We start from the raw sequence: 21,560 nt of genomic DNA on the forward strand, positions 1-21,560 counted from the left end.
CTACGCCGCATAAAAATGCACGGCGTACACAGCGCGAAATACAGTGATAGTATTTTGTATCGACCAAACTAACCTGACGTTTTCTTGCGATAGCCATGTGACACCCTGCTTAATTATTGCACTAACCAGAGCTTAGTTAATTACACTGATATTACAAATATTAAGATGGGTGTCTGTTTAATATCTTTTTTACAAATATTAAGATGGGTGTCTGTTTAATATCTCTTACAAATATTAAGGTGGGTGTCTGTTTAATATCTCTCAGTTACTTTATTGCTACCTTTCCTGAATTTAAAAAATATACAGTAACCTAGTCTGGCATGCAGTTTCCGCTATAAACCACTTTGCTATATTCACCTGAAAAATCACTCATGCTTACCGAATTTATTATAAATGCACTTTTGCTGATCAGCCATTGACCGTCTCTTTGCTTTTCAAATTCGTCGAGGTAGTAGCCACCTAATTGCACATGGAGCTTATCTTTGGTGTTGATACTTTGAAAGCGAAGGTTAATTTTAGTCTTGGCTGTATTGTCGGTGAGCTCTAAAAAAACCGGGTTTTGTGCGTGATGCATATCAACTATATGGTCGTGGCAACCAAGATCTTTAAAAACAGCCACAAAATCTTCTCGTCGGTTAAATTGGCCAATGTGACCAAAGTTAATATCTACTTCGCCGCTAATAAAACAATTAGTTACCACCTCAGGTTGTTTTTCATCGCAGGCATTTAGGTAGCGATATTTCAACTCTAATATTGATTGCTTGTCTTCTAGTTGCTGTAAACGTTGCTCGGTAGTCTTTATATATTTCATAGCAGCCCTTTGTTTTTTGGTTGATTTTTAAGCTAGGCTTTTATACTAAGGCTTTACATGCTAATTTCAATACAAATATATCTTTATTACTAGTACGACTACTATCGAAACTAAATTGAGCTGGTTAGCCAATTTAACCTTTAGTATTTTTTATGTGTCATCTTTTTAAATGAGGGAATTCATGCAACAGGAAGAAGCAAAAGTTGCCATTGTAACCGGTGCTAGTCGCGGTGCAGGCAGAGGCATTGCCTTAGCTTTAGGTAAAAAAGGCATGACAGTTTATGTTACTGGCCGCAGTATAAAAACAGGCTCAGTTTTAGGGTGGGATGGCTCGGTATTACCCGGAACAGTATATGAAACTGCCGAGCAAATTAATCAAGCAGGTGGTATAGGTATTGCTGTGGTGTGCGATCACAGTGACGATGCACAAACCGCCGCATTGTTTGCTCAGGTTGAAAAAGAGCAAGGCCGATTAGATATTTTGGTTAATAACGCTGCATTTATTCATGATCAATTAGTTGAACAAAAGCCATTTTGGGAAAAAGAGATTGATGCGGGTAAAATTTTAGATGTAGGTTTACGCTCTGCTTACGTGGCTAGTTGGCATGGCGCAAAACTAATGGCTAAGCATAACAGTGGCTTAATTATGTTTGGTTCTTCATTTGGTGCTAGTTGTTATATTCATGGGCCTGCTTATGGTGCACAAAAGGCGGGCCTTGATAAGCTTGCTCATGATATGGCGGTAGACTTTAAAGGCACAGGTATGCGTGCTGTATCTATTTGGATGGGGCCACTCTTAACCGAACGTTCGGCCATTATAGGTAAAATAGATAAAGAGCAATACCAGCAGTTTATGGCAACCGCAGAGTCACCAGAATTTATTGGTGATATTGTTTATGCTATTGCTAATGACCCTAAAGGTGACGAGCTTAACGGGCACACTGTAATTGCTGCCGAAATAGCTAAGCGTTTTAATATTACCGACAGAGAAGGTTTGCAGCCACCATCTTATCGCGAAATGTTAGGTTCGCCGAATAAGCCAAACCCTGCCGTTATTTATTAATAAGTTATAGATGAGGCTGTTGAAGTTGATAGCGCCTATAAACCTTAAATAAGCTTATAGGCTAAAAACAAAATAAACGCCGCTTTAATTTAACAGTTTAAATTAAAGCGGCGTTTTAACTATTATAGTTAATGCTTGCGCCCTACACCATTACGAACCATGTCTTGCCCTGTTTGGAATACGTTTTCTGTAATCATGCGTGCTAAAAGTAGCTTTTGATTATCGTCAAACACAGCAACAAAACGGCTGCCATCTGCGTTATTTGTTGCCATACCAATGCCTGCAACACCTTTTAAGCCAAAGCCACCGCTTTCTACATTAAGTAAAAAACTTTCAAGGTCGGCTAGGTTATCAATTACACTTTGCTCTTCACTCATTTTTTATAACTCTTTTAATCATGCTCCGCGTACTGCAAAGCTTAGTAATACAATATGCTCGCTATTTTATATACTCTTGGTAGAAACTTAAACCTTTTCGCCAACAACACCGCATATCAATATAAGTGCTACACTGTGGCCTGGTTATTATGCTAACTGGCAAACTATGAAAGACTGTAATCAATGCGGTAAATGTTGTATTAAATACGGCGATGGCGACTTGAGTGCTACCCAAGAAGAAATTGATTTATGGGAAGTATTTAACCCTGAAATCTTTGAATTTGTTAAAAATAATGAAATATGGTTCGATCCTAAATCGGGCGTTAGGCTAAGCAGATGCCCTTTTTTAGAGGTTGAGCCTAAAACAAACCCACTAGCGCAAAATAAATACACTTGCAGTATTTACTTAGACCGCCCCGAAGACTGTCGCCATTATCCGAGCCTAATAGCTGAAATGATCAGAGATGAGTGTGAAATGATTGAAATAACTGATCTGTCGCAGCCAATAAAAGCGCAAATAAAACTAGATTTTATCATGCGTGATAGCCGCCCCGCTGGCTACTAAGTATTAAAACGGCCAATGTAGTTTTATAAACAATATTTTGGCCGTTTTAATTAAACACGCTCTAGTAAACTTTCAGAACTAAAATGTACTCACTGCAAGTTCTAAATGACTTATAGCACAGCCATATTGATCCTTATTAATACGATGATACGCAGTGTTAGCTTGTACACTTAAGCTCAATATAAACTGATCTTGTTGGGCAACTGTACTTTGTTCTTGGCTTAAACACATAGCTTGAATAAGTGAGCGTAATTTTGCATTCGTTAATATAGAGCCAAATCGTTGTAGCGGTAATGCTGGTATTTTAATACTTGCTAAAGCTTTATTAATGCTGCGCTGGCTTAGGGTAAAATCTTCATTTGCAATATCAATAACGCTGCCTACAGGCCAGTATGAGTAGTTATAATGCTGATTGCCTTTTGCTTTTAAATATACCACACCACTTTTACCTATTACGGTCATTAAGTTACCTGCGGATGACTTTATAACGACTAATGCCGTGGCTTCATCAATACCAAAACCAAACTTTTGTTGCGTTTTATCAAGTACTGTTGCCAACCTTAATGTACGGTTTTGTTCACTAAAGTGAGTATCGATCATGCCATAATTAAATGTTGCAAGGCCACCAGCAAGATTAAACATAGAACTATCGTTAATATCTGCCTGCAAAGCAAAAAGGCTCGACCCTTTAGTAATTGTAGCTATGTTACCACTTGTGTTTTTGCCACCGCTTTGAATAGCCGCCCCCGCGCCGCTACCTATAACAACAGGGCGTGTTTGCAATGCTTTAGTCCACGGGTAAGCTTGGTTGTTTTCATCAAACAGTACGCTGCGCGTTAAGTCTTGCTCGCCATTATTAAAAATCACTCCTGTACTGTTATTTATTAGCTTTACCAAGCTATTAACGCCATTACTGCAAAGGGCATTTTCTGCTTGGATGCGATCGGGATAAATAGCCTCACGGTTATACAAGCGCATTTCTGATTGCCTATATTGTGGTAATTTTTCACAGGTGTTTGTAGTAATTGCTTTAACTAATGCAGGGGTCAATGCTAACCATTGGCTGTTTACACTTGCCGTGCTCAATAAACCTTGAGTAAAATCGGCAGCAGCATAAGGGTCTCGGCTTCCTGCTGTAATTGCCAACACACTTGGTTGCTCGTTAGCTACCTTTAAACTACCCGTTATAAATTGCAGTATATTGTTTATAGCCGGTTCATTATTCAAACTAGGGTTAACTTGCTCCGCTAATCGCTGCCCTTGAGAACTCAACTGAGGCACTTCAAGCATATCCATAACAAAATGATACTCTTGCTCCGATAGGCTATTAAGCTGGGTATTATCAATATCGCGCCAGTGCCATAACAGTGCAGGCTTAGTTATTGATGTTGATGATTTAGCCTTTATCGCAAGTAAAACTTTAACTGTACTGCTTTTAACTTCTTGATTAGTACTCGGCCACTGCTGAGTGATTTTTTTAACTTTTTCAGCCGTAACGCTAAATAAATGCTCTGCTTTACCCGCTATTTGGGTGTTTTTATCGCACTGTTGCATGTTTAAACTACTGCAGCTACTTAGCTCGCTACCAACTAAAATTAACGTTTGGCTTTGCTCTGCGGCCGTTAAACTAGCACAAAACGTAATGCTTAATAACACAGCTAAAAAGCGGACCAATTGCTGTTGTCTATAATGTGTAAATGCATGCGTCATGATATAACCCAAATAAAAAGTGGCTTGTAATTACATCATGTTAATTTTTAATAACTTGGGCTGCAACTTTATATCTTAATCTAGCTCTAGGGTTAAGCTAATAACGCGCCGTATCGCTTTGTTTAGCTAAAGATACTAACTACCTAAAACGGTTAAAGACTAACTAAACAAAATTAAACACGCTGTTTATTGAGCCGGTGTTTTGTTTAACTTATGCTTATATTTTAGGCAACCCGAGTATGGAATATGGATTTTTCTGCTGAAGAAATAGACTTTTTATCTGACTTATTTAAATCCGATCAAAAACCTGCATTACCTCATGAGCCTATGTTAACCATGCAAAGCAGTGTGCCTGTTAGTATTGCGCAGTTACTTAGCAATGCCAATTTAACTCTACTGGCTGAGGTTGCCCATTACCAACTGTGGTTTCCGCTACACTTAAAAATTAATAGCTCCGGCACAATTACACCTACTTTAAGCGCTCCTGAAGTTATTGATACTAAAGGCACTCAACGCAGTTGGCGCTGGAGCCATTTAAATATTAAAAGCCAAGGCTTTTGCATTGAATCAATTTCAAGCACAGGTGTATTTTTAAAGCCCACCGGTAAACACAAAAACCTATCAAAAGTTCAACACGTAGAATTTACCCTACCAAATAAAGAATCTGTATCTATGGATATTGAGCCTGTCAGGCAAAGCAAGCATGGCCTTGCAGCTAAAATAAAACACATTCATACTGGTAAAGAACAATTAAGAGCTTATTTATTTGCCGAACACCAACGTCAATACGCTAATTTATATCAGTATGAACCATTAATTAACTCACCAAGTTAGCGCTTAACAACAGCCTCTGGTTACAGTCACTGCATACTATTGCTTTTTGTTATTTGCTAAACAAAGTAGATGCAATATGAATTGGATAGTTGTCATTTATTAATTCTTTAACAAATAACGACGGCTGTTTAGCATCGGCAATTAAGTAAGCCTTATGTTTTGCTCGGGTAAGCCCCACATATAATAAACGCCGCTCTTCTGAATAAGCAAAGGTGTCTTGGCTAGGTAGTAAAGCCTCCAGCAGCGGATTATTTTGCTGACTGCTCGGAAAGCCAAACTTCCCCTGCTCTAACCCTATAATAATACAGTAATCTGCTTCTAACCCTTTGGCGCTATGCAGGGTTAAAAATGCTACGTTTGCACTTTTTTGTTGTGAGGCTAAACGCTGTTGCACTTTGTTGAGCGTATAACGATAACGGCTCAATACAGCAATACTCGCGTTTGCATGGTGTTTTTGAATAGTATTGATAGTTTGCTGGGTTTTTAGCTCTAACGACTTTTTACCTTGGTACACGTCATCTAATAAAATAACTTGAGGCTCAGCCACTTGTGTATGAGTAATAATGAGCTTTTTATACTGCTCAGGGTTTTGCATAACAAAACGCCCCGCTACGTCACTTATACTATTGTTATACCTAAATGTTTTTTGCAACAACGTTAACGAATGACTACCCACTAACTCATTAAAACGTGTGGTAAGTGCTAAGTTACCACCAGAAAACCGATAAATTGACTGCCAGTCGTCACCTACAGCGGTAAAACGCACCTTATGACCATGCTTAATTAAACTGTTTAATAAAGCCATACGCGCAGCAGAAATATCCTGAAATTCATCCACTAAAATATGCTGCCATGGCACATTCACTTGCTGCTTATTTACAGCCTGAGTAGCTTGTAAAATCATATCGTCAAAATCAATACAGTTTTGCGCAATGAGTTGCGCTTTATAAGCGCGATGCATAGCAATTAATAACTGCGCGGCCGCACTGTGATGATTAGTGCTTTTTTGATTGCTATTAACTTGACTCGTATTTAATTGATTGGTACTTAGTTGAACAGTATTTAATTGATTATTTTGGCGCTTAAGCCGCTGAGTAATTTCACTATCGGTTAACTGCTCAGCCCTTATAGCTGCTAAGCATTTTAAATATTTATCAACCTCATGCTTAAGCTGCCCTGAGTCTTTTAATATTGCCAGTACTTGCGTAGCATTAAACTTACTTTTATGAGTATCGCAGGATACTAAAGGCTTATCGAGCATAGCAATAAAGGCGCTTAATAATACCGGTTGGGCTTGTACTTGCTCACTTAGCCATGATGTTAGCCAGCTCGACAGCGCGCCAAAATCACTTACAAAAGGCGATATGTCGCAACCTTTACCTGCCTGCTGTAGCAGCTGCAACCCTAACGCATGAAAAGTTAAAACCTCTGGTGACTTGCTTGATAATTTAGCCTGCTGGGCGCGTTTAATAAAGCGTGTTTTAAGCTCTTGCGCCGCTGTTTTATTATAAGCAAGTACCAGTATTTGCTCTGGCATTGCTTGTTTTGTGGCAATTAAATCAAGTGCTTTGGCTACCATAACTGAGGTTTTACCGGTACCTGCAGCAGCCAATACTAAATTTTTATCGTTATTGCGTATTACAGCAAGACGCTGCTCATTAGTTAATGGGTTTGACTCCACGTTATTATAAAAATCAGCTCGTTGAGCAAGTTGCTTGCGCTCATATTTATTACGCAGTTGTGCAATAGCATCATTCTTATTTTTTGCACTGGCCAATACCGATAAAAACTGGCTACTATTTGAAGGTAAATACCCTTGCCACACATTGCGGTTTTGCTGATAGCGCTTGCTCAGTGAAAACACCTCAGCGCTTAAAATTGTGGTATTACTGTCGCGTAAATACTCATCTAACGCAGTGCGCTTTAATAAAGCTTTAGCATTATTTATTTTGTGTTCAAGCGCTTGCGAAAAATATTGGTTAATTGCAATGTTTAGTGCTTTTGCCTGTGCTTTGTTTAAAAAGCTAATAGTAGTATGAGCACTATTTTCACCTAGAGTTAAATTAATTTTGGCGCTAAATATCCGGTTTTGCAACTGCGAAAAATCGTTAAAATCCTTGATTAAAAACGATTGCTTAGTCGCATTTTTAAACTCAATCACTAAGCTTTCCTGCTCAATACTGAGTAATTTAATACGGGTGAAAAAACGGCCTAACCAACTAGGTGTGGCAAAATACTGCGCCATAATACTCAATATCTAAGTAGGTAATAAAACAATTGTAACATACTCTTTTATAATACATTTAATTTAACAACTTACTATAACTGAGCTTAGTAAATAACTAATTTAAAAAATTAAAACAGCTGTTTATCGTTTTAATTTGCGCCTTATTTTAGTCAGCGTTAAGCTGTGCCTTTATTTACTAATTATATTAACTGCATTTGCTATATAGCCTTGCTATAAGGTTAATTATAATTATTATTAAAGGTTTATTATGACTAACAGCACATATCCTATTGGCACACCTGGCACTAAGTGGAATAACAACGATAAAGCCGATTGGTTAACCCGCCAAAATATTAAACGCAGCTATCAAAATGAAGTAGTAACCCTCATTAACGAGCTCAAAGATGCGCTTAATGTAGAACAATATGGCGAACTAAATTACGTTGCAGGCAAATATCCTTTATTTGTTTTAAAAACCGCTGACTTTAACACTAACAAACCTACCGTTTTAATTACCGGTGGTGTACACGGCTACGAAACTAGTGGCGTACACGGGGCGCTTAGGTTTGCAAAAACGGCAGCGCAAAAATATAGTCAGTATTTTAATATTGTAATCGCACCTTGTATTAGCCCTTGGGGTTACGAAACGATAAACCGCTGGAACCCAGAAGCCATTGATCCTAACCGCTCATTTTATGAAGGTAGCCCAGCGCAAGAGTCGGCGGCGATTATGGCGTATGTAAAATCCCTTGAGTTAGATTTAATTGCTCATATTGATTTGCACGAAACGACCGACAGCGACAACAGCGAGTTTCGCCCGGCACTAGCTGCACGCGAAGGCACAGTAAATACTAATTGGAATATTCCCGATGGTTTTTATTTAGTGGCCGATAGCACTAAACCTGAGGCTGCATTTCAAAAAGCCATTATTGATAGCGTAGCAAAAGTAACCCACATTGCCCCAAGTGATGAAAATAACCAACTTATTGGTGTGCCACAAGAGCAATTTGGGGTGATCAACTACGCTGCTCGCGAATTAGGTTTATGTATGGGCTTTACCAATGCACCTTATGTAACCACCACTGAAGTATACCCAGATAGCCCTACAGCAAGTGACGAAGAATGTATTTTGGCACAAGTAGCCGTAATTACGAGCGCATTAGATTACATAATTAATCTGTGATCTGGGTTTAAATATATACAATTAATAATCCTATTAAAATGCCCAAGTAGGTAAACTAGCTTGGGCATTTTTATACTTTTAATTTTTATAAAAGTAACTATCTTTCGTTATGCTAATGCTCGGATCTTCTTCTGCAAAAATAATAAATTTAACTTTACTTACCTTGTTTGAAATATCAAAGCCATCTGCAGTCACCGTTACGGGTATACGCCTCATCATTCCAGGTTGAATTAGTGTTGTATCTGGGCTAGTTAATTTAGCCTCTGCTAAGCCTGATATAGCAATAGTGTAGTGCAATGTTTGTTGGGTTTTATTTATAATGGTTAACGTATAAGGGTTTTCTACTAAACCCTCATAATTTACTCTGTACAAGGCGCCTCTATCGCGCAGTACCGAGGCTTCAATTGGTGTTCTTTGTGCCACCCAAGCAAACATAGCTACAATTAGCATCACGGTCAAAACACCATATCCAACCAACTTAAGCCTAAAAGGGTTGGTTTTTTTACCCGCCATTTGCTCTCCACTAGCGTATTTTATTAGCCCTTTTTCATAACCAAATTTATTCATAGTATCGTCGCAAGCATCAATACATAAGCCACAGTTTATACATTCATATTGCAAACCATTTCGAATATCTATTCCAGCTGGGCATACCTCTACACATAAATTACAATCTACGCAGTCACCTAAGTTAAGTGCTTTTGGGTCGGCCTTACGTTTACGTGGGCCACGGTTTTCACCGCGTGCGCTATCGTAAGTAACCACGAGTGTATCTTTATCAAACATAACCGATTGAAAACGCGAATACGGACACGCCACAGTACACATTTTTTCACGTAAAAATCCTGCGTTACCATATGTACACAAAGCAAATAAAAACACCCAAAAGCTGGTAATACCCGACCACTCAAAAGTAAGCATTTCTAAGTACAATGTTTTTGCGGGTATAAAATAAGTTAAAAATGAAGTGGCAGTTAATAGTGATAGCACTAACCAAGCACTGTGTTTAGTAAGCTTTTTACGCCATTTGGTAAAACCCCATGCAGATTTATCAAGCTGTATACGCTGATTACGTGTGCCTTCAACGCGTTGCTCAACCCATGAAAACATCAACATCCAAATAGTTTGAGGGCAAGTATAACCACACCAAACGCGGCCTAACCAGTTGGTTACAAAAAATAGCGCAAAGGCCCCCACCATAAACAACATGGCTACAATAATAAAATCTTGCGGGAATAAAGTTAAAGTGAAAATAGTAAACTTTTGCGTTGCTACATCTAATAGCACCGCTTGTTGGCCGTTATATTGGATCCACGGTATTGCAATAAACGTAAGCATTAATAACCAGCCTAAGTTACGGCGTATACGCTGAAAAAAGCCTTTTTGCTCACGTATATAAATTGGCCCTTCGCTTTTGTAGGGCTTGATGATCATATCTTCTTCTTTAATATCAAACTTCATAGTACTTACTTAATCATAACGGATGTTAGTTAAGTATTTGCAACTTTCAGACCAAGCTGAAAGTAAAGGCATTGCATTGATATTTAAGTGATTTACTTATTATTAAAAACCTCAAACTCGCGAAATAAAGCGATCCTCGCGATATATCACGAGATCTTGCTAATCCCTAACTTGTGCATTTTAGAGCGTAAGGTACTCTCTGGCATACCAAGTTTTGCAGCGGCACCTTTACTCCCCGATATTTGCCAAGCCGACAGCTTAAGCACAGTAATAATATGCTGTTTTTGCATTTCATTGAGCGTTAATGCTGGGTTTATAGTACTTTGTGATATTGCTTGTAATGGCTGACTTAATTGTAAAACGGCTTGCTTAGATAAAATGGCCTCGCGCTCTAGTACATTTTGTAACTCTCTAATATTGCCTGGCCAGTCATAAGCTTGTAGTTGAGAAATTGCCTTATTACTTAATCCCTTAAGCTGCTTAGTTAAACGTTTATTTAACTGCACTATTAAATTACTACATAAATAAGGAATATCTTCCTTGCGCTCTCTCAGCGCTGGCACTTTTATAGGAAATACATTTAAGCGATAGTATAAATCGATTCTAAAACTGCCTTTTTGCACCATTTCCCATAGATCGCGGTTAGTTGCTGCAATAACGCGAATATCTACCTTTAATGTATTGCTTGCCCCAACACGTTCAAATTCTTGCTCTTGCAACACTCTAAGCAACTTACTTTGCGCTTCAAGCGGCAGCTCTGCTATTTCATCTAAAAATAAGGTACCTTTGTCGGCTAGTTCAAAACGCCCTTTACGGCGCTCATTAGCACCAGTAAACGCGCCTTTCTCATGGCCAAACAGCTCTGACTCTAATAAGCTTGGCGTAAATGCTGCGCAGTTCACTTTTATAAAGGGCTGTTTATTACGCTTACTTAATCTGTATAGGTTTCGGGCAACCAGCTCTTTACCTGTACCATTTTCGCCTAAAATAAGCACTGTGGTATCGGTTTCGCTCACTAACTTAATTTGCTCTAACATGGTTTGAAACACGTGGCTTTTACCTACTAAGCCAGAGTCTTGCCAATCTTCGTTTAATTCTGCTATTAAATAATTATTTTCATCTTGTAACTGTTCACTCAAATGTTTTACTTGTGCAAGTGCATCTTGTAATGCATTTTGTGTTTGTTGCTGCTGAGAAATATCGCGAAATACCGCTACCGCACCTATCAATTCATTATTTCGATAAACTGGTGTCGATGTGTACTCAACAGGGAAAGAGCTGCCATCTTTGCGCCAAAAAACTTCGTTTTTCACTTCACGGCGTTTACCGTCAAACATGGTGCAATATATTTGGCATTCGTCGGCTGGATAAGGCGTGCCATCGGCATGAGTATGATGATGGTATTGATGAATTTTTTTACCTAATAGTGTCTCTGCACTCCAGCCCGTCATGCGCTCGGCCGCAGGGTTAACAAACACGGCATTACCCGACAGATCAAAGCCATAAATTCCTTCGCCCACTGCGTTGAGTAATAAACTAGGATCGTTTAAAAATTGTTTTATCATAAAATAGCCCTCGCGAAATATCGCGATCATTATGACAATTTAATTCAAAAAGTGCACTGCAAAAATTATTATTAGTAATTAATAGCGCTGGAGGAAGGGAGTGACAATAGAATTACGAAAATACAAAAATTTATGACAGAAAACAAAGCCTAGTTACCTTATTACGCTAACTAGACTTTATTTACAACTAACTTAAAGGCGTGGAACCAACTTTATAGCGCCTGCAACCACTTTCATATCAAGTGGTAGTTTACTTAGCAAGGCCATTTTAGGATCGTTCATATTTAGCTCATACACTGGGTTTACAGCTAAAAAGCGGTTAATAATATCCATAGCTTGTTCGTCTAGCGCACCTAAATTACCTTTAAAACCACCAGCATCAACACTCGAATCTAGTAATTTTATATTACGTAAAAACACCGCTTTTTTCTCGCTGTCGTAAAATGGGCTACCTTCTATTTGCAGCTTTAAGCGTACTGGGTATTTTAATGCAAAAGCACTAATGTTAGCGCTTGAATCGGCGCCTAGCACTACAACATCACGATTTTCTGGACCAATATTTACACTCACATCGTTTACATCAAACTCTACTGGTAATCCCATTAAACTTACCTGTTCGCTTAATTTAGGAAGCTGTTTTGTTAATAACGACTCCACGTCGGCGTTAGTAAATGAATAAACAGACATTCCTTGTGTAGCGTTACATGCAGTTAAAAATAATGCGGCAATAATAAATAATATTTTCATAAAAAACTCTCTAAATTATTATAAGTGATGGGTATAAAAAAGCCGCTTACGAGCGGCTTTTAAAAGAGTAATACTCTATTAGGTGTAACTACACTAAGCTGTAAAAACAGCCTTTAGCCGTGCTAGTGTGTCAGCATCAACTGAACCTTCACTGAGCGCTAACAACTGTTTTAAATAATAGCTTATATCTGCATGTTCGCCACGATGCTTATCATCTAACATGGCAACTTGCTCTGCCATTCTTTGCATTGCATCATTACTACTTACATTAGCTAAAATTTCCATTCTAGTGAGTAACTGTGCGCTACTAAGTGATGTTTTAAGTGCAGCTTGGTACTGGCTCGGTATCGCTTCATTATTTTCAAGAGCGTTAAATAAGGCCACTAAATTAGCTTGTTCGGCTTTGCTCGTTAGCCCTGCAAGCTTCTCTTCTATGGCGCTAAGTAACGACGTTACTTTTGGCGATAGTGACTTAAACTGGGTATACCCTTTAACTTTAGTTTCTAAGTCGTGTAATTGCGCTTTTTCGTTAATTTGACCCAGCGCCAATTCAAGTTCGTTAAGCTCAGCGACTACTTGCTTGTCGTTTTCGCTTTGATCTAACTTTTGCTGTTCAAACTCGCTACTGCGTTTAGTAAAAGTTTCGTCGTTAAATTGACGAAATTTTTGCCATAAGGCATTTTCAGCTTTTAAGCCGGCAAAGCCAATTGCTTGCCACTGCTGCTGTAATTGTTTTAGCTCTTGGCATGCTGCTGCTAGGTCATCACTTTGTGATAATTGCTGCGCTTGCTCTACTAATGCATTTTTAAGTACCGCATTGCCTTTATGAAACGCATTTAACGCCGCTAGCACACGCTGCTGCTCGTTTTTGTAACGATCGTTTAATACACGGTACGTTTTAGGGTCAACTTTACCCACACTACGCCATGCTTTGTTTAAACGATTGTATTGGCTTTCAAACTGCTTCCAATCAAAACCCTGCTCGTCAGTTGCGAGTAAGTGCAGTGCATGCATGTCAGCAATAATACTTTCGCGCTGCGCTTTTGACGCTTCACGTTGTACTTCTTGCTCTGCAAAATAGTTACGGCAAGGTGCAAACAATAATTCGATTTTTTGATCAAATTGCTCACCTTGTTGCTTTTCTTCGTCTGTATCTAAGCGGCCAAGCTCATTCCAACGTTTACGCAACACTTTAACTTGATCAGCCCGTTGCTGGGGATCTACGCACTCCTCTAAAGCGAGCGTGCTAACTTCTTCAAGTAATGCTTCGCGCTTTGGTGCTGCAGCATATTTTTGCCAATCTTTGGCGTCAGCTAGCTGCGCTTCTAAATCGGTTTTTAAGCTTACAAGTGGTTGCTGATACTGCTCAGTTAAGGTATTAAATAACTCTTCAAAGCCTTTAAACACACCAAATGCAACGTTAAAACGACCTTCTTCTATTAGGCGCTTTACATCACGGGCTTTGCGTTTAGCTTGGCTTTGATTTTTTTCAAGCGGTTTTATCAACTCGTTCATTGGCACTAAAAATTGCTTTTTATGCGCATTAAGTTGTGTTTTAAACGTACCTTGCAATGCACTATCTAATATATTTAGATGATTACGCGCTGCTTTAAAACCACTATTAAATGCAGCTAGGGTTTCGTCGTATTGGGCTAAATCGGCTGCTGGTTTTATTTCACACAGTGCAATAAATGCCAGCTTATAATCTTTAATAGCAGACGTTAGCTCAGGTAATTTAGCTACTTGAGTAAATGACTTTTCTAACTTATTAATAACCTGCTTTGATTGCGGGTTATTGGCTAACTCTGTTTCATTTATTGCTTGTTGAGCCTGCGCTACTTTTGCATCAAGCCAATCTTGCTGAATTTGCTCTGGCGTTTCTAGGCCAAGTTGTAATGCATTTTCAATTTCTTCACTTAAAGCTTCAAGCGTTGCTAATGCCAACAGTTGACGCTGTTGTAGTGCAAGTAATTGCTGCTCTTTTTCGTGCTCACTGCGAAGCTGTGCAATATGGGCATTTAGCTTTTCGGTAATTGTGCTGTACTTTTCGTTTAGCAGTTTTACTTGCTCAGTGCTAAGCCATTTAAGCTCTAAGGCTTGCCATTGCGCCATTAACTCACCGGCTTTTGGGTTGACTAATGCAAAATCATTCTTATCGCGCAGCGCATTTAGCTTAGCTAAAATAACACGGGTTTCCCCCTCAACTTGCGCTGGCATTTCAATTGCTAAACGCTCGTTTTCTAAATGCGTGTTAAGCGCTGTTTTAGCACTGTTTTGTGCATGCTTTAATAATGGTTTAGTTAACTGGTGGGTAATAACCAGCTCAACTAGTTGCGCTTGTAACTCTTCGCTGCCCTCTTTAAAGGCTTTTTCTATTAGTTTAGGGTTTCCTAGGCGCTTTAGTAACTTAACCCGCACTTGCAACTCTTTTTCTGCAAAGGCAAGTTTTTCAAGGGTTTTTACTGGTGCAAAACGCTCTATATATTCGCTTTTAATTTGCGGCGACAGTGTACTTTCGCTACTTAAAACAGCGGTAGATATTTGTTGTTCAGCAATATCTTTTAATGCTTGATCTTGTTTATAAGCTTTCCACCACAGTGGCAAGTCGTTTACTTTTTGCAGTGCCTTACGACGAATTTCTGCTGAGCTATCTTCCAGCGCTAAAGTGCTTAAAATTATTGCGTCGCGTTGTACATCTAATTTTTCGATTGCGTCTAGACGTACTTGCAGCTTTGGGTGTTTCCATTTTGGCGTAAAAAGGTGTTTAAAGATCATGTTCACTAAACCTAGCTATTTCGTTATCTGAGTTAAATTCTTTTTGCAGTTGTGCTTTTGTTTTTTGCACCATTTCGCCATTTGCACCAATAGTAAATTGCTCATTCGATTGAGCAACTTTTGCTTGATACAACATAACTAACTGCACTGTTTGCTGTTTTTGTTCATCTGATAAAGGAGTGCCATCTGGCCATTTGCCAGTTGCTGCTCCGTATTGCAAACGTTCAAATAATTCTGGGGTAATATTTTGTACAAGATTGTCGATATTCATGTCATTTTTTCTTTTTTAGAGTCACTAAAATAATACGATTAATAAGGTACCAAATACACCCCACGCCAATAGCGATGGTGTAAGCATACCACTGAGGTGTTTTTTCTTGCGGTTGTAAGAAGTACAAACAGAAAAAACCGCCTAAAAATAGGATAAGTGCTAAAAATGAGTGAGTTATAAACATTTGCTGTTTTTTAATTCGCTGCTCACGTTGAAGCTGTTGAACTTGCTCATTATTTAAGTCGGCAACGTTACTTTCGCAATGCGGACATTGCGCGTGTTTATCTGATATTGATTTGGCACATTTAGGGCAACGGATAATCGCCATACATCTCTCCATACTACGCATAAAAAAAGCGCCTTGCGGCGCCTTTATTGTACTTGTTTTATTTCTCGTTGTCTTTTTTGAATTTGACCCAGTAGTCATCTACCGATTCTTTCATCTCTTTACGCAATAACATAATGCCAATTAAGTTAGGTAGTGTCATTACAACAATAGCCACTGCCGCTAACTTCCATACCAAGGTAGTATCGGCGAACGATGCCCAAAAGAATGCAGCCACATAAAATACGCGATACGGCATTACTGAGCGATGCCCTAATAAGTAAATCATTGCGCGATCTCCATAGTACGACCAAGCAATGGCAGTAGAGAACGCAAACAGCAATAAGCCTATTGATACAATGTACTGGCCACTATCGCCAAAGTAACCACGTTTAAAAGCCTTGGTAGTTAGCTCTGCTGAATGTACCAATGATTTGCCCACTAAACTAATGCTGTCATCTGTTGGCATGCCATCTATTACTTCTACAACACCTGTGTATTTGTGCTTTTCAGTAATACCAAAGCGTACATCCTCTGCAATTGAGCGTGAATGTAGTACCGTAAAACCTGTACTCAATGCCTCACCATTAACCACTTCAATATTGCCGGTAAACGTCTCTATATTACTTTTTTGACCATTAAGATATTTATAGAGGTCTTCGCGCTGTGTTTGGTTTTCTTCTGTGTAATCGCCTTTAATAATACTCATAGCCGAGCGCTCAAAATGAGTTTGAAATTTTTCATTCCACACCCCCGAGGATAAAATAACCAACCCCGTAAGCGTACAAATAATAATGGTATCGATAAAAGGTTCTAGGATAGATACTATACCCTCTGATACTGGCTCATCAGCTTTTGCCGAAGCATGCGCTATAGGCGCAGAACCTTGACCCGCTTCGTTAGAGAATAAACCACGGTTTACACCCCGATTAAACGCATAAGCAAATGACGCCCCCAAGAAGCCACCTGCGGCAGCAGAGCCAGAAAATGCGTCCAAAAATACAGCAGAAAATGAAGGACCGATGTTTTCAGCGTTATAAAAAATAACAGCCAGAGCACCAATAATATAAATAGCCGCCATTAACGGTACTACGCGTGATGTAATTGCTGCAATACGCTTAATGCCGCCTAATATAACCAAGGCAAGTAAAATAGATAACACTGCACCTGTGGCCATAGGCGCAAAACCAAAGGTGGCTTCCATACCTTGTGCAATATTATTAATTTGTGGCAGGCTGCCTGTACCAAACGAGCTAATTACAGTGGCTACGGCAAATAAAATGGCCAGCCATTTCATGTTAAGGCGTTTATCCATGTAATACATTGGGCCGCCAGACATAGTGCCATCTTCAGTTTTTTCACGGTATTTATGCGACAAGGTAACTTCTACAAACTTGGTAGTCATACCAAAAAATGCGGTCATCCACATCCAAAACAACGCCGCAGGCCCACCAATTGATATAGCCAGTGCTACGCCACCAATATTACCTGTGCCTACTGTGCCCGATAGTGCTGTAGCAAGTGCTTGAAAGTGAGTGGTATCCCCTTCTGTATCTTTTTTATCAAACTTACCCGAAACAACTTGGCAAGCATGTTTAAAATACCGTATTTGGGGAAATTTTAAATAAATAGTAAAAAATAAACCAACCCCTAATAACACATAAGGAAACCATACTGCTCCTCCTAACATGCCATCTAGGCTATCTAAAAGTTGTCCGAATGCATCCACGCTAAATTCCTCTTATTATTTTATTTTGAAATTGCTGACTAAACATTCGTTAAGCCACAGTTTATTGTGCCGTTGCGCACTTGTTATTTTTGTAAGTGTTGTAACAAAAAAGGGCAACATTTTAATGTTGCCCTTACCTTATACTAATTTATCTTAATTTATCAACGACATTTACGATAGCCGCCAAAGTATCTTGGCCAAATTGATATGAACGACGATCTGACCAACCGTAATCTGGGTCGGGTAAGTCGTTATTATCTTTAAATGGCATTTCGACTGTATAGGTAAGCGCCTTAAATTCTTCTGCTGTTGCAGATGAACCTACTGTAAGGTTAGCTTGGCCTGGCTCGTCTTTAGGGTAGCCATGCTCGTCTTGAAACTCAGGAGTAATGGTTAACAAAGCAGCTTTAAAGCTATCTTCTAGATCTTTTAAGCGCGCATCATAACTTGGAATGCCTTCACTGCCGGCTACAAAGTTATACGGGATTGCTTCATCACCATGAATATCAAGGTGCATATCTAGGCCTGTTTCACGCATTTTATTAAGCACTAAATAAACTTCTGGGCTATTTTCCATGCTCGGCGTTTGCCATTCACGGTTTAAGTTAACGCCTTTAGCGTTAGTACGTAAGTGCCCACGAGCACTACCATCTGGGTTCATGTTTGGCACAATATAAAATACTGCTTTTGATAGTAATGCAGCAGCATGCGGGTCTTCGTCATCAAGTAGTTTGTGAAGTATTCCCTCTACAAACCACTGCGCCATTGTTTCACCCGGATGCTGGCGAGCTGTGATCCAAATGTTTTTCTTATCTGCACTTGGCTCACCAATTTTAAGTACGCTCATGTCGCGGCCATCAAGGGTTTCGCCCAATGTTTCTAATTGGCAAATTTGCTGGCTTTGCGCCCACGTAAGTAAATCTAAATGACGCTCATAGCTATATGGTGCAAAATAAGCAAAATAAACACTGCCGCACTCTGGCTCTATTTCAAAGCTTAATGTGCCATTTTCGTAGCTTGAAGGTACACGAAACCACGTTTGACGGTCATACGATGCAACCGCCTGATAATCTACCCAGCCATCTGGATAAGCTGAATTTTCGAGCTTGTTTATATTTAGCTTATGTAATTGGTAAGGGGTTGTTTCTAGGCGAAAATGAAACCACTGATAAAATTCAGACTGGAAATCGTTATTAATCTCTAACTGGATATTTAATGGATCGGTGGCTTCAATAACCTTAATATTACCACTATCGAAATTGCTACTGATTTTCATGACAAAAAACCTATAAGTTGACTAAGTGTCTCTGGACTGCATAAATAGCCAGGATGTAAGTACGCTGCGATTAGCCGTATCTAATGTATAAAGCGTACCATAAGCGCTGCGCTTTAAAAATATTGATAATCAAAAAAGCCAGCAAATGCTGGCTTTTGTATAACGACTAATAAATTAGTGAGGTAAGCTTGGGAATGCCACTTCGGCCATATCGCGCATACAACGTACCACTTGGCAGCTGTAACCAAATTCATTATCGTACCAAACGTAAAGTACAATACGGTTGTCATCAACAATAGTTGCTTGCGAGTCAACCACACCAGCGTAACGACTACCTACTAAATCGGTAGATACGATTTCAGTAGAAGCGGTGTAATCAATTTGGTCGCGCAGGTCTGAGTGAAGTGCGGTATCGCGTAAAAATGCATTTAGCTCTTCTACCGAGGTGCTCTTTTCTAAGTTTAGGTTCAAAATAGCCAGCGACACGTTAGGTGTAGGTACGCGAATTGCGTTACCCGTTAGTTTGCCCTCAAGCTCTGGTAGTGCTTTTGAAACCGCTTTTGCAGCGCCTGTTTCAGTAATTACCATGTTAAGTGCAGCAGCACGGCCACGGCGGTCTGCTTTGTGGTAGTTATCAATTAAGTTTTGGTCATTAGTATACGAGTGAACCGTTTCTACGTGACCATTTTTAATGCCAAACTTATCGTTTAATGCTTTAAGTGTTGGTGTAATGGCATTAGTTGTACAGCTTGCTGCACATACAATTTTGTCTTCAGGTAAAATATCTTTGTTATTTACACCATATACGATGTTTTTGATATTACCTTTAGCAGGAGCCGTTAATAGTACTTTAGCAGCGCCTTTACATTCTAAATGCTGACCAAGGCCTGCTTCATCTTTCCAAATACCTGTGTTATCAACAATAAGTGCATTGTCGATGCCGTAGGCTGTGTAATCTATTTCGCTAGGAGAGTTAGCGTAAATAACCTGGATGTAGCTACCATTAGCTTTAATTGCATTACGTTCTTTATCAACAGTGATAGATCCATTAAATGGACCATGAATTGAATCACGACGTAATAAACTGGCACGTTTTTCAAGGTCGCCATCTTTACCACCACGTACAACAATTGCGCGTAGGCGTAAGTCAGCATAAGGACCTGATTTTTCAATTAGTAGGCGTGCAAGTAAACGGCCAATTCGACCAAAGCCATAAAGCACCACATCGCGTGATTCTTTAGCTGGTAAATCAGCAATTTCAGCGAGCTCATCTTTTACAAACTCTTCAACAGAACGACCGTTTGCAGCATCATTATACAAATAGCTATAAGCAAGCTTACCAATATCGATACGTGCAGAATTTAAATCCATTTTGCTAATCGCTTCTAAAAATGGGAAGCTTTCACGTAAACGTAATTTTGTACCTTCAAACTGCGCAACTGATTTGTGAGATTTGATAATTTCAATTGGGCTTGCATTTACAAGTGGGCGGCCATAAACAGCAATTTCGATACCACGACTACGATAAAGCTTACCAATGATTGGTTGCATGCTTTCTGCGTAACCTTGGCGTTCTTGCCAACTATTTGTGTATTCTAACTCGTGAGATGAGGTCATTTTATTTACCTAAGTTAAACATTTTTGAACGGATAGCCCTAGAGCATTTAACCATCAAAAGTTGAAATGATTTCGACCCTGATAAGTCAACGCACTCTAGTGACTTCCCTATTCTAATTTAATCTTGCTTTATTCTCTACTGTTAGAGGCTAAATGATTGCGTTAGAATAACATTATATTAATATATTTAAGGGTTGAGGATGGTTATAAGACTAATAGTAGTGCTTGGAGTACTCACCTTAGCCGGATGTGAAAAGCCACTAAGCTTGGCCCAAGTATGTAAAGAAACGCCCGGTTTTTGCAACGATCTAAATAAAGATAATCATTGTCGGGAGCAGCGTTCTAACACTATTTTGCAGCGTTATATTGAATATAAGCACCCAACTGATGAAAATAAATATCAGCTACTTAAAGAGTTTGAATCATATAATCAGTGTATTACGCTTGCAGCTAAAATTGAGCATATAAAATTAAAAGAAAAAAAGACCTCTCGTGTAGAAGGTAAATTAACCAGTATTAAAGAAATGACGCGATTATATCAAGATACTAAAAGTACTAATCACCCAGGCTTACTTTACTATCATTGGTCGCGTAATAACGATCAGCGAGCACTGACTAAATTTTTAGCTTTGGAGCATGATGAAAGGGTGACAACAAGTGCTGAAATGCAACTTTTTTTGGCATCGTATTATATTAAATTTGATGATGATAAAACGATTGATTTGCTCTACAAAACATTAGAACTTAATAAAGCACAGCAAATACCTGATCCCGAGGTGTTTACCTCTTTGGTCAGTTTGTTTTATAAACAACAAAATTATAAACATGCCTATGTTTTTTCTAAAGTTGCGCAGATGTCGGGGATAGAAAACGTTGATATATTTGCTGTAGAGCAGCAATTGGCAAGCAGCAGAAAAAATCTTGATAGTTTAGATTCTTTAGCGCAACAAACTTTTCAGCAAATTCGCGCTGGTAAGTTTGTATCACCTAGGGAGTTTTAAGTAACCTAGGCGTAGTTAAATAA

At 39.1% G+C, this 21,560-nt stretch carries 18 protein-coding genes and 1 pseudogene; 5 read left to right on the forward strand and 14 right to left on the reverse strand.

Features of this window, described 5'->3' with window-relative positions; genetic code table 11:
• Together H5079_RS16675 and H5079_RS16680 are read right to left on the reverse strand one after the other, a co-directional pair.
• A pseudogene (locus tag H5079_RS16675) lies at nt 1-97 on the reverse strand (Mobile element protein); the annotation flags it as partial.
• A gap of 213 nt (nt 98-310) precedes the next feature.
• Nucleotides 311-811 (reverse strand): nuclear transport factor 2 family protein, encoded by a 501-nt coding sequence (locus H5079_RS16680; protein ID WP_182684507.1) that lies wholly within the window; start codon nt 809-811, stop codon nt 311-313.
• A gap of 181 nt (nt 812-992) precedes the next feature.
• Between H5079_RS16680 and H5079_RS16685 the strand changes: the two genes are divergently transcribed.
• Nucleotides 993-1,874, forward strand: a complete 882-nt coding sequence (locus H5079_RS16685) for an SDR family NAD(P)-dependent oxidoreductase (protein WP_182684508.1) — start codon at nt 993-995, stop codon at nt 1,872-1,874.
• Between the two features lie 128 nt (nt 1,875-2,002).
• On the opposite strand, the gene H5079_RS16690 is transcribed toward H5079_RS16685, so the two are convergent.
• Nucleotides 2,003-2,251 carry a hypothetical protein gene (locus H5079_RS16690; RefSeq protein ID WP_011328558.1) on the reverse strand — a complete coding sequence of 83 codons (249 nt, stop codon included), beginning with the start codon at nt 2,249-2,251 and terminating at the stop codon, nt 2,003-2,005.
• A 166-nt stretch (nt 2,252-2,417) separates the two neighbouring features.
• On the opposite strand from H5079_RS16690, the gene H5079_RS16695 reads away from it, so the two are divergent.
• A complete protein-coding gene (locus H5079_RS16695; RefSeq protein WP_182684509.1) occupies nt 2,418-2,816 on the forward strand; it encodes a YkgJ family cysteine cluster protein in 399 nt (132 codons plus the stop codon).
• Between the two features lie 78 nt (nt 2,817-2,894).
• Here H5079_RS16695 and H5079_RS16700 read toward each other — a convergent pair whose 3' ends face one another.
• Entirely contained in the window at nt 2,895-4,526 is a 1,632-nt protein-coding gene (locus tag H5079_RS16700; RefSeq protein ID WP_182684510.1) for a cyanophycinase, read from the reverse strand.
• A gap of 246 nt (nt 4,527-4,772) precedes the next feature.
• Between H5079_RS16700 and H5079_RS16705 the strand changes: the two genes are divergently transcribed.
• Nucleotides 4,773-5,360, forward strand: a complete 588-nt coding sequence (locus H5079_RS16705) for a hypothetical protein (protein ID WP_179807998.1) — start codon at nt 4,773-4,775, stop codon at nt 5,358-5,360.
• A gap of 49 nt (nt 5,361-5,409) precedes the next feature.
• On the opposite strand, the gene H5079_RS16710 is transcribed toward H5079_RS16705, so the two are convergent.
• Nucleotides 5,410-7,605: a UvrD-helicase domain-containing protein gene (locus H5079_RS16710; protein WP_182684511.1), complete on the reverse strand. Its 2,196-nt coding sequence runs from the start codon at nt 7,603-7,605 to the stop codon at nt 5,410-5,412.
• 250 nt (nt 7,606-7,855) lie between these two features.
• Here H5079_RS16710 and H5079_RS16715 point away from each other — a divergent pair, with 250 nt between their 5' ends.
• A complete protein-coding gene (locus tag H5079_RS16715; protein WP_182684512.1) occupies nt 7,856-8,770 on the forward strand; it encodes a M14 family metallocarboxypeptidase in 915 nt (304 codons plus the stop codon).
• A gap of 78 nt (nt 8,771-8,848) precedes the next feature.
• On the opposite strand, the gene ccoG is transcribed toward H5079_RS16715, so the two are convergent.
• From ccoG to H5079_RS16760, 9 genes are all read right to left on the reverse strand, one after another.
• Nucleotides 8,849-10,231 carry a cytochrome c oxidase accessory protein CcoG gene (gene ccoG, locus H5079_RS16720; RefSeq protein ID WP_167376935.1) on the reverse strand — a complete coding sequence of 461 codons (1,383 nt, stop codon included), beginning with the start codon at nt 10,229-10,231 and terminating at the stop codon, nt 8,849-8,851.
• Nucleotides 10,232-10,377: 146 nt separating this feature from the next.
• Complete coding sequence (locus H5079_RS16725) at nt 10,378-11,796, reverse strand: sigma-54-dependent Fis family transcriptional regulator (RefSeq protein ID WP_011328565.1); 1,419 nt, start codon at nt 11,794-11,796, stop codon at nt 10,378-10,380.
• Between the two features lie 192 nt (nt 11,797-11,988).
• Nucleotides 11,989-12,543 (reverse strand): DUF1439 domain-containing protein, encoded by a 555-nt coding sequence (locus H5079_RS16730; protein WP_011328566.1) that lies wholly within the window; start codon nt 12,541-12,543, stop codon nt 11,989-11,991.
• 93 nt (nt 12,544-12,636) lie between these two features.
• Complete coding sequence (locus H5079_RS16735; protein ID WP_182684513.1) at nt 12,637-15,318, reverse strand: DUF349 domain-containing protein; 2,682 nt, start codon at nt 15,316-15,318, stop codon at nt 12,637-12,639.
• Nucleotides 15,308-15,589, reverse strand: a complete 282-nt coding sequence (locus H5079_RS16740; protein ID WP_011328568.1) for a YeaC family protein — start codon at nt 15,587-15,589, stop codon at nt 15,308-15,310. The genes H5079_RS16735 and H5079_RS16740 overlap by 11 nt, the downstream gene beginning before the upstream one ends.
• Before the next feature lies 1 nt (nt 15,590).
• Nucleotides 15,591-15,917 carry a hypothetical protein gene (locus H5079_RS16745; RefSeq protein ID WP_011328569.1) on the reverse strand — a complete coding sequence of 109 codons (327 nt, stop codon included), beginning with the start codon at nt 15,915-15,917 and terminating at the stop codon, nt 15,591-15,593.
• A 58-nt stretch (nt 15,918-15,975) separates the two neighbouring features.
• The gene (locus H5079_RS16750) at nt 15,976-17,643 is read right to left on the reverse strand and encodes a sodium:alanine symporter family protein (protein WP_182684514.1); all 1,668 of its coding nucleotides are present in this window, start codon (nt 17,641-17,643) and stop codon (nt 15,976-15,978) included.
• Nucleotides 17,644-17,791: 148 nt separating this feature from the next.
• Nucleotides 17,792-18,919 (reverse strand): M14-type cytosolic carboxypeptidase, encoded by a 1,128-nt coding sequence (locus H5079_RS16755; RefSeq protein WP_011328571.1) that lies wholly within the window; start codon nt 18,917-18,919, stop codon nt 17,792-17,794.
• A 174-nt stretch (nt 18,920-19,093) separates the two neighbouring features.
• Entirely contained in the window at nt 19,094-20,536 is a 1,443-nt protein-coding gene (locus H5079_RS16760) for a glyceraldehyde-3-phosphate dehydrogenase (RefSeq protein ID WP_011328572.1), read from the reverse strand.
• A gap of 200 nt (nt 20,537-20,736) precedes the next feature.
• Between H5079_RS16760 and H5079_RS16765 the strand changes: the two genes are divergently transcribed.
• Nucleotides 20,737-21,537 (forward strand): DUF2989 domain-containing protein, encoded by an 801-nt coding sequence (locus H5079_RS16765; protein ID WP_089368513.1) that lies wholly within the window; start codon nt 20,737-20,739, stop codon nt 21,535-21,537.
• Nucleotides 21,538-21,560 lie beyond the last annotated feature (23 nt).

The organism is Pseudoalteromonas sp. SG44-5 (genome assembly GCF_014164175.1).
Taxonomy (GTDB): Bacteria; Pseudomonadota; Gammaproteobacteria; order Enterobacterales; family Alteromonadaceae; genus Pseudoalteromonas; species Pseudoalteromonas nigrifaciens.